The sequence below is a fragment of the Microbacterium umsixpiens genome, assembly GCF_053543675.1.
On sequence record NZ_JBLVOH010000084.1, the window covers coordinates 1 to 8,326 of the forward strand.

Here is an 8,326-nt window from a genome sequence, read left to right on the forward strand (position 1 = left end):
AACTCCCGGCCGGCGGGCGACGCCCCGGCCTGGAACAGCACCGGGGTGCCCTGCGGCGAGCGCGAGGTGTTGCCGTAGCCGTGCGAACGGAAGTAGGGGCCGTCATGCGCGATGCGGTGCACCTTGGAGGGGTCAGCGAAACGGCCGGACTTGTCGCGCTCCAGCGCCCCGTCCTCCCACGCCTGCTCCCACAGCTTGTACACGACCTGCATGAAGTCGTCGGCCATCAGGTAGCGCTCGTCATGACCGACCATCGGCACCCCGAAGCCCTGCACCGCGGTGTCGGCCGTCCCCGTGGTCACCACGTTCCATCCGATGCGTCCGCCGGAGAGGATGTCGAGTGTCGCCATCCGGCGCGCGAACGAGTAGGGCGGCTCGAGGAGGGTCGAGCCGGTGGCGACGAGACCCAGCCGCGTGGTCTCGGGGATCAGGGCGGCGAGGATGATCGCCGGGTCGAGGCGGGGCAGATCGAGCCCTTCGACGGAGCAGATGTCGGGGCGTTCGCCCGCGACGTCGGCCCAGCCCCAGGCATCCGCGAGGAACAGGAAGTCGAACCCGGCGTCTTCGACCATGCGTGCGGTGTCGCGCCAGTACTCCAGCTTGTCGAACAGGTAGCGCCCGTTGTCGGGGTGACGCCAGGTGGCGGTGCCGGAGTCGTTCGCCTGCGCGTTCTCGAAGAGGCCGAGACGCAGCGGCTTGACGGTGTTCTGATCGGTCATGTGCGGGTGCCTTCCTTGTGGGTGGTTCTGGTCGTTCTCGAGTGGTTCCGGGCACGCCGGAGGAACCCCGGGGCGGGTGGAGCGCCCGCCCCGGGATCCGGATGCCGTGTCAGCCCTTGGCCGTGACCTCGCCGTCGCTCCACCAGAGCACGCGCTTGCGCACCAGGGCGAGGACGATGATCAGCAGCACACCGAGCAGGCACAGCAGGGCGATGCTGGCCCAGGTGACCGGCAGGTTCGCCTGGGCGGCGGAGGTGGTGACGAGCGAGCCGAGACCGGCCTGCTGTCCCGCTGCCACGAACTCGGCGACCGCGGCGCCGACGACGGCGAGCGGCAGGGCGATGCGGAGACCCGCGAACACATAGGGCATGCTGCCGGGGAAGCGCAGTTCCCGGAAGATCTCCCACCGCGAGGCATGCAGCGTCTTGAAGACGTCGAGCGCCTTCTGGTCGACGTCGCGCAGACCCGCCAGCGAGTTCACGAGCATCGGGAAGAAGACCACGAGCCCCGTCACGATGAACTTCGGCACCATGCCGAACCCGAAGGCCACGACCAGCGCCGGGGCGATCGCCACGATCGGGGTCACCATCACGATGATCACGAGCGGCATCACGGCCCGCTCGATGATCTGGAACTCGGCCATGACCACGGCCAGCAGGAAACCGGCGAGGATGCCGGCGGAGGCTCCGACCAACACTTCGAGCAGCGTGACGAGGAAGTTCGACCAGTACATGCCGGCGTCGTCGACGAGGCTGCCGCCGATCGCCTCCAGCGTCGGGAGCACGTACGGGTTGGTCCAGGCCACGACCTGCCAGAGCAGCGCGGCGATCACGAACGTGATCAGGGTGGGTCCCCACGACCCCCAGCGCAGCCAGGTCGGGACGCCACGGCGCGGCTGGGCCTTCAGGCGGGCGGTCGCGAGGGTCGCGGTCGTGTCTCTCATCGTCAGCTCAGACATGGGCCTTCTCCGTCTGCGCACGCAGCGCATCGCGCACGACTGCTTCCATCTCGCGGAACTCCTCCGTGGCATACGACTGCTCGTCGCGCGGCCGCGGCAGGTTCACGTCGATCACCTGGGCGATGCGCCCCGGGTGGGCGGCCATCACCACGATGCGGTCGGAGAGCATGATCGCCTCCGGCACGGAGTGCGTGACGAACATGACGGCCTTGCGGTTGGACTGCCAGAACTCCAGCAGGGCGATGCGCTGCAGGTCACGGTTCATCTCGTCGAGCGCCGAGAACGGCTCGTCCATCAGCATGATGGCCGGGTCGAACACGAACGCCCTGGCGATCGCGGCACGCTGCTGCATGCCGCCGGACAGCTGACCGGGGTACTTCGTCATCGCCTGACCGAGGCCGAAGGTCGCCAGCAGCTCCGCGGGGTCGCGCAGCGCTCGCCCGGAGTTCGCCTTGGCGTTGATGCGCACCGGCAGTTCGACGTTCTCGCGCACGGTCTTCCACGGCAACAGCGCGGGCGACTGCGGCACGAGGCCGATCTTCTTGTCGCGCGAGGCCGCGGTGACGCTCTCGCCGTCGATCGTGACGGTGCCCGAGTCGGCGTCGAGGAGACCGGCGACCACCTTGAGCAGCGTGGACTTGCCACAGCCGCTCGGACCGATCACCGACACGAACTCGCCCATGCCGATCGTGAGACTCACGTCGTCGAGCACGGTGACCTTCGCGCCGTCGACGCCGAAGGACTTCGAGACGTTCCTGACTTCGACGCCTGCTCCCTGTGCGACCGACATCACTCGGCCTGCCAGATGAGGGTGTCGCCGTCGTAGAGGTCGGCGACGAGATCGGCGTCCATCATGTCGGCGATCGCGGGCAGGTCCTTGACGTCGCCGTACTTCTCGACGAGCGCGTACTCCGGCTCCCACATCGACTCGTTCTGCACACCGGGGTTGCCACCGGCGCTCTCGCGGACCCAGGCGGACTCCACCTCCCAGGTGCGGGCCAGCTGGTCGCGCGGGAACGCGGCGCCCTGGTTGTTGTCCTCGGCCAGCTTCGCGAGCTTGTCGATGCAGGCATCCGACTCGTCGAGGCAGTACTGCAGCGCCTTGAGGCTCGCCCGCATGAAGTCGGCGGCGACCTCGCGGTGCTCGTCGAGGAAGCGGGAATTGACCTCCATCACGTTGTACGTGCCCTCGACGCCGAGGTCGGAGGGGAGGAACTCGCTGAACGGCAGGTCCTGCGCCTTGAGCGACTGCGGCTGGTTCGAGGCGTAGCCGACGATCGCATCGACCTGCTCGCGCACCACGACCGTCGGGTCGTAGTTGGTCATCTTGACCATCTCGACCTTCGAGACATCGACGCCGGCCTCGTCGAGCATGGCCGAGGCGATCGGGGTCAGGTTGATGAAGTACCCGAGCGATCCCCCCTCGAGATCCTTGAGGCTGTCGAGCTTCTCGTTACCGAAGATGGAGAACGGCGGGGTGGTGCCGTAGGTGGCGACCGCCGTGAGGTTCTTGCTGTTCGCCGCGGCCAGCATCACATCGGATGCGGAGCCGAGAGCGGTGAACTGCGCCTGGCCGGATGCGACGAGCTGCTGCCCGTTCGCGCCGGAGGCGTTGATCTCGACATCGAGGCAGAGGTCGTCGAAGTAGCCCAGCTCCTCGGCGAGGAACACGTCGAGCTGACCGGCGCTGGCGGAGTAGCCGTAGCCGGAGATGTAGGTGATGGTGCCGGCATCCTGATTGCGCTTGCAGGCGTCGGTGTCGCTCGCACTCGTGGGGGCGGTATCGCCGCCTGGCGTCTGCGCGGAACATGCTCCGAGCGTCAGCGTGGCGGCGAGAACGCACGTCAGGGTGGCAGTGATGCGGAATCGGGTTTCCGCAGAGGAAGTAGCCATGAGGGTCCCTTCTCGGCCGTTCGTCATTGATGGCTCGTCGAAAGTAACATAGTCAAGATTGACTAAGCAAGATGAAACTATCTTTTGACGAAACAGCGGGGCCCCTCTGAACTCACTGCGGCGCGTGCGCCTCCAGGAACTCGTACACATCAGTCGTGTCGACCCCGGGGAACGCGCCGGTCGGCAGCGTCGCGAGCAGCGTGCGCGGCGTCTTCACGTTCGGCCAGGAGTTCTCCCGCCAGCGGTCTTCCAACTCGGCGGGAGCCCGGCGGCAGCACACCTCGACCGAGTGCTTCGAGACGCCGCGGTGCGGGGTGTCCCTCCCCACGAACCACTTGGTGTCGTCGAAGCGCACACCAACGCTCACCGAGTGCAGCCCCTCGCTCGAGGACTCGACCCGCGCCGTGCACCAGTACGTGCCGTTGCCGGTGTCGGTGTACTGGTAGTACGGGTTGAAGCGGTCGTCCTCGTCGAACACCACGCGCGAGGTCCACCGGCGGCAGCACATCTGCCCCTCGATGGCCCCGAGGCGGTCGGTCGGGAAGTTCACGTCGTCGTTCTCGTACGCCTTGGTGATCGTGCCCGACTCATGCACCTTGAGGAAGTGCACCGGGATGTCGAGGTGACGTGTCGCGAGGTTCGTGAAGCGGTGCGCGGCCGTCTCATACGACACCGAATACGCATCGCGGAGGTCTTCGATCGAGATCGCCCGCCGCTGCTTGGCATCCCTCAACGCGGGCACGACATGCGCCTCCGGGATGAGGAGAGCGCCCGTGAGGTAGTTGGTCTCGACGCGCTGCCGCAGGAACTCGGCATAGCTGCGCGGCTCGGAGTGCCCGAGGATGCGGCTCGACAGCGCCTGCAGCACCGCGGTGCGAGCATCACCCTTCGCGGGCACACTGCTCGGCAGGTACAGCCGACCGTTAGCGAGATCGGCGACGCTGCGGGTGGTCTGCGGCAGGTCGGGCGCGTAATGCAGGGTGAAGCCGAGGTAGGCCGCGATCTCGGATGCGGTGCGCTGTGTCAGAGGGCCGCCGGGGTGGCCGACCGCGGCGAGGATCTCGGCAGCCTTGGCCTCGAGGTCGGCGAAGTGGTTGTCCTGCCTGCGCATCAGGTGCCGCAGCTCGACGTTCGCCCGCCTGGCCTCCTCGGGCGTCGCGGCCCGCTCGTCCTTGAGCCGATCGATCTCCCCGTGCAGCGCGAGCAGGGCCTTCAGCGCATCCGTCGGCAGACTCTTCGCGATACGGAACGGCTCGATGCCCAGGGCCTGGAACGTCTGCCCCTTCATCGCGCGCTCCAGGGCGATCTCGATCGCGCTGCGTTCGTCGAGCGGCTCCCCTTCGAGCAGCGCGTCGAGCGTCACACCGAGCGCGCGGGCGATCGCCTGCAGCTGCGTGAGCTTGGGTTCGCGCTTGCCGGTCTCGATCATCGACATCTGGCTCGGCGCCCGATCGACGGCGGAGGCTAGGTCGTTGAGGGTCATGCTCTTCGCCGTGCGGAGCCGGCGGATTCGACGACCGATCGTGAGGGCGTCGGTCTCTTCTGCAGCTTCATCGATGCTCATGCGGCAAATTCTGTCACAGAAACAGAATTTCGAGCGATCTTCTCTCCGGTATCGGTCGTTCGACGTCCCGAACTTCACGCACAGTGGAACCACGCCACACCGGCACCGCAGCCGGATCCACCGAGGAGACACCATGACGAACACCGCCCACACCCCGACGCCCCGCCCCGCCGGTCTGCGAGCCGGCGACCAGGTTCAGACGGCCGCCGAGCTCCAGGAGATCTGGGACACCGATCCCCGCTGGGACGGCGTCGAGCGCACCTACTCCGCCGAAGATGTCATCCGCATCCGCGGCTCGGTCCGAGAGGACTCCACGCTCGCGCACCGCGGTGCTGAGAACCTCTGGAACCTCCTGCACACGGAGGACTACGTCCGTGCGCTCGGCGCCTACACCGGAGGCCAGGCCGTGCAGCAGGTGCGGGCGGGGCTCAAGGCGATCTACCTCTCCGGATGGCAGGTCGCCGCCGACGGCAACCTCGCCGGCCAGACCTACCCCGACCAGTCGCTCTACCCCGCGAACTCGGTGCCGGCGGTCGTGCGCCGGATCAACAACGCGCTCATCCGTCAGGACCAGCTCGAGCACGCAGAAGGCGAGATCACGCAGGACTGGCTCGCCCCGATCGTGGCCGACGCCGAGGCCGGCTTCGGCGGACCACTCAACGCCTACGAGCTCGCGCAGTCGCTCATCCAGTCGGGCGCCGCCGGCATCCACTGGGAAGACCAGCTGGCCAGCGAGAAGAAGTGCGGCCACCTCGGCGGCAAGGTGCTCGTGCCCACCCAACAGCACATCCGCACCCTGAACGCCGCCCGCCTGGCCGCCGACGTGGCCGGTGTGCCGACCGTCATCATCGCCCGCACGGATGCCCTCGCCGCCGACCTGCTCACCAGCGACGTCGACGAGCGCGACCAGCAGTTCACCACCGGCGAGCGCACGACGGAGGGTTTCTACCGGATCCGGCCGGGGCTCGAGTCGGTCATCAGCCGCGGCCTCGCCTTCGCCCCCTACGCCGACCTGCTGTGGGTCGAGACGGGAGAGCCCGACATCACGCTCGCCCGCGAGTTCGCGGCCGCCATCCACGCGGAGTTCCCCGGTAAGCTCCTGGCCTACAACTGCTCTCCGAGTTTCAACTGGAAGAAGCACCTGTCCGACGCCGAGATCGCGACGTTCCAGCAGGAGTTGGCTGACCTGGGCTACAAGTTCCAGTTCATCACCCTGGCCGGCTTCCATGCTCTGAACCACTCGATGTTCGATCTCGCCCGCGGCTACGCCGATCGCGCCATGAGCGCCTACGTCGAGCTGCAGGAAGCCGAGTTCGCCGCCGAGGCCCACGGCTACACCGCCACCAAGCACCAGCGCGAGGCGGGCACCGGATACTTCGACGTCATCTCCACCGCGCTCAACCCCGACAGCGCGACTCTCGCCCTCGCCGGCTCCACCGAAGCCGCGCAGTTCCACTGATCCCCACGCCCCCTCCGCGCGCGTGGCCCCTCTTGTCGCATCGTTCGACACCAACTGAAGGACTCACGATCATGACCATTCCCACCGCTCCCCCGACCACGGCTCCGATCCAGACGACTCAGCAGGGCCCGGCGATCGAAGTCACCGGCCCCATCCGCGACCGCTACGAGGAGATCCTCACCCCCGAGGCCATCGCCTTCCTCACCGAGCTGCACCACCGGTTCGCCTCCCGCCGTCACGACCGGCTGGCCGACCGGATGCGCCGCCGCTTCGAGATCGGCAACGGGCACGACCCGCGCTTCCGCGAAGACACGGCACACATCCGCGAGGACCGCGACTGGCGGGTCGCCGGTGCCGGTCCCGGTCTCGACGACCGCCGCATCGAGATCACCGGGCCGACCGACCCGAAGATGACCATCAACGCCCTCAACTCGGGTGCGCGGGTCTGGCTGGCCGACCAGGAGGATGCCACGAGCCCGACCTGGAAGAACGTGATCGAGGGTCAGCTGTCGCTGCGAGATGCAATCCGCGGCGAGCTGTCCTTCACCTCCCCGGAAGGGAAGGAGTACCGGGTCACGGCCGAGCGCACGCCCACGATCGTGATGCGTCCGCGCGGGTGGCACCTGCCCGAGAAGCACATCGCCTTCATCGACCGCGCCGGTCGTCGCACGTCGACGTCCGGTTCCCTCGTCGACTTCGGCCTCTACTTCCTGCACAACGCGCAGGCACTGATCGACGGCGGCCGCGGCCCCTACTTCTACATCGCCAAGCTCGAGTCGAGCGAGGAGGCGAAGCTGTGGGACGACGTCTTCTCGTTCAGCGAGGAGCACATCGGCATCCCGCACGGCACGATCCGCGCGACGGTGCTGATCGAGACCCTGCCGGCCGCGTTCGAGATGGACGAGATCCTGTACGAGCTGCGCGACCACTGCGCGGGGTTGAACGCCGGCCGCTGGGACTACATCTTCTCGATCATCAAGAACTACCGCGGCCGTGGAGCACGCTTCGTGCTTCCCGACCGCAGCGAGGTGACGATGACGGTGCCGTTCATGCGGGCGTACACCGACCTGCTCGTGCAGACCTGCCACAAGCGCGGAGCCTTCGCGATCGGCGGCATGAGCGCGTTCATCCCCAACCGCCGCGACCCCGAGGTGACGGCCCGCGCGATCGAGAAGGTCACGGCCGACAAGAGGCGCGAGGCGGGCGACGGCTTCGACGGCACCTGGGTGGCCCACCCCGACCTGATCCCCACGGCTCAGGCGGAGTTCGACGCGGTGCTGGGCGACCGCCCCAACCAGGTCGACCGCCAGCGCGACGACGTGCACGTCGAGGCCCGCGATCTGCTCGACCTGCACATCGGTCGGCCGATCACGGCGCAGGGTGTACGGGACAACGTCTCGGTCGCCATCCGCTACCTGGAGGCCTGGCTGCGCGGACTCGGCGCGGTCGCAATCGACAACCTGATGGAGGATGCCGCGACGGCCGAGATCAGCCGCTCGCAGGTGTGGCAGTGGATCCACCAGGACCGGACGACACAGGACGGCACCCCCATCACGGCGGAGTACATCGAGGGACTGATCACGCAGGTGCTCGCACAGGCGACGCGCAGCCACGGCGACCGGTACGACGATGCGGCGGAGATCTTCCGCGAGGTCGCCCTGCAGGAGGAGTTCCCGACGTTCCTCACGCTGGGCGCCTACAGCCGGTTCCTGGTCGACGAGGACTGAGCGCAC

7 protein-coding genes are annotated in these 8,326 nt (G+C 67.9%); 2 read left to right on the plus strand and 5 right to left on the minus strand.

Annotated features, from left to right (window positions below; translation table 11 throughout):
* The 5 genes from ACNPM4_RS08685 to ACNPM4_RS08705 all read right to left on the minus strand — a co-directional run.
* Positions 1-719: LLM class flavin-dependent oxidoreductase (locus ACNPM4_RS08685; RefSeq protein WP_448985414.1), on the minus strand; the 719-nt coding region annotated here is incomplete at its 3' end.
* 109 nt (positions 720-828) lie between these two features.
* Complete coding sequence (locus ACNPM4_RS08690) at positions 829-1,677, minus strand: ABC transporter permease (RefSeq protein WP_448985415.1); 849 nt, start codon at positions 1,675-1,677, stop codon at positions 829-831.
* The gene (locus ACNPM4_RS08695) at positions 1,670-2,467 is read right to left on the minus strand and encodes an ABC transporter ATP-binding protein (protein WP_029260972.1); all 798 of its coding nucleotides are present in this window, start codon (positions 2,465-2,467) and stop codon (positions 1,670-1,672) included. The genes ACNPM4_RS08690 and ACNPM4_RS08695 overlap by 8 nt, the downstream gene beginning before the upstream one ends.
* Complete coding sequence (locus ACNPM4_RS08700; protein WP_231481663.1) at positions 2,467-3,570, minus strand: ABC transporter substrate-binding protein; 1,104 nt, start codon at positions 3,568-3,570, stop codon at positions 2,467-2,469. Before ACNPM4_RS08700 ends, ACNPM4_RS08695 begins: the two co-directional genes overlap by 1 nt.
* A 112-nt stretch (positions 3,571-3,682) precedes the next feature.
* On the minus strand, positions 3,683-5,134 hold the full coding sequence (locus ACNPM4_RS08705; protein ID WP_448985416.1) for a helix-turn-helix domain-containing protein: 1,452 nt from the start codon (positions 5,132-5,134) through the stop codon (positions 3,683-3,685).
* Between the two features lie 133 nt (positions 5,135-5,267).
* Between ACNPM4_RS08705 and aceA the strand changes: the two genes are divergently transcribed.
* Together aceA and aceB are read left to right on the plus strand one after the other, a co-directional pair.
* Positions 5,268-6,593: an isocitrate lyase gene (gene aceA / locus ACNPM4_RS08710; RefSeq protein WP_448985417.1), complete on the plus strand. Its 1,326-nt coding sequence runs from the start codon at positions 5,268-5,270 to the stop codon at positions 6,591-6,593.
* Positions 6,594-6,664: 71 nt separating this feature from the next.
* Positions 6,665-8,320, plus strand: a complete 1,656-nt coding sequence (gene aceB / locus ACNPM4_RS08715; RefSeq protein WP_448985418.1) for a malate synthase A — start codon at positions 6,665-6,667, stop codon at positions 8,318-8,320.
* The last annotated feature ends 6 nt before the right edge of the window (positions 8,321-8,326 follow it).

What these genes read in the sequence shown, in the direction of transcription:
- ACNPM4_RS08690 (WP_448985415.1), bottom strand. Translation starts at nt 1,677, where the DNA reads ATGTCTGAGCTGACGATGAGAGACACGACCGCGACCCTCGCGACCGCC.
- ACNPM4_RS08695 (WP_029260972.1), bottom strand. Translation starts at nt 2,467, where the DNA reads ATGTCGGTCGCACAGGGAGCAGGCGTCGAAGTCAGGAACGTCTCGAAG.
- ACNPM4_RS08700 (WP_231481663.1), bottom strand. Translation starts at nt 3,570, where the DNA reads ATGGCTACTTCCTCTGCGGAAACCCGATTCCGCATCACTGCCACCCTG.
- ACNPM4_RS08705 (WP_448985416.1), bottom strand. Translation starts at nt 5,134, where the DNA reads ATGAGCATCGATGAAGCTGCAGAAGAGACCGACGCCCTCACGATCGGT.
- aceA (WP_448985417.1), top strand. Translation starts at nt 5,268, where the DNA reads ATGACGAACACCGCCCACACCCCGACGCCCCGCCCCGCCGGTCTGCGA.
- aceB (WP_448985418.1), top strand. Translation starts at nt 6,665, where the DNA reads ATGACCATTCCCACCGCTCCCCCGACCACGGCTCCGATCCAGACGACT.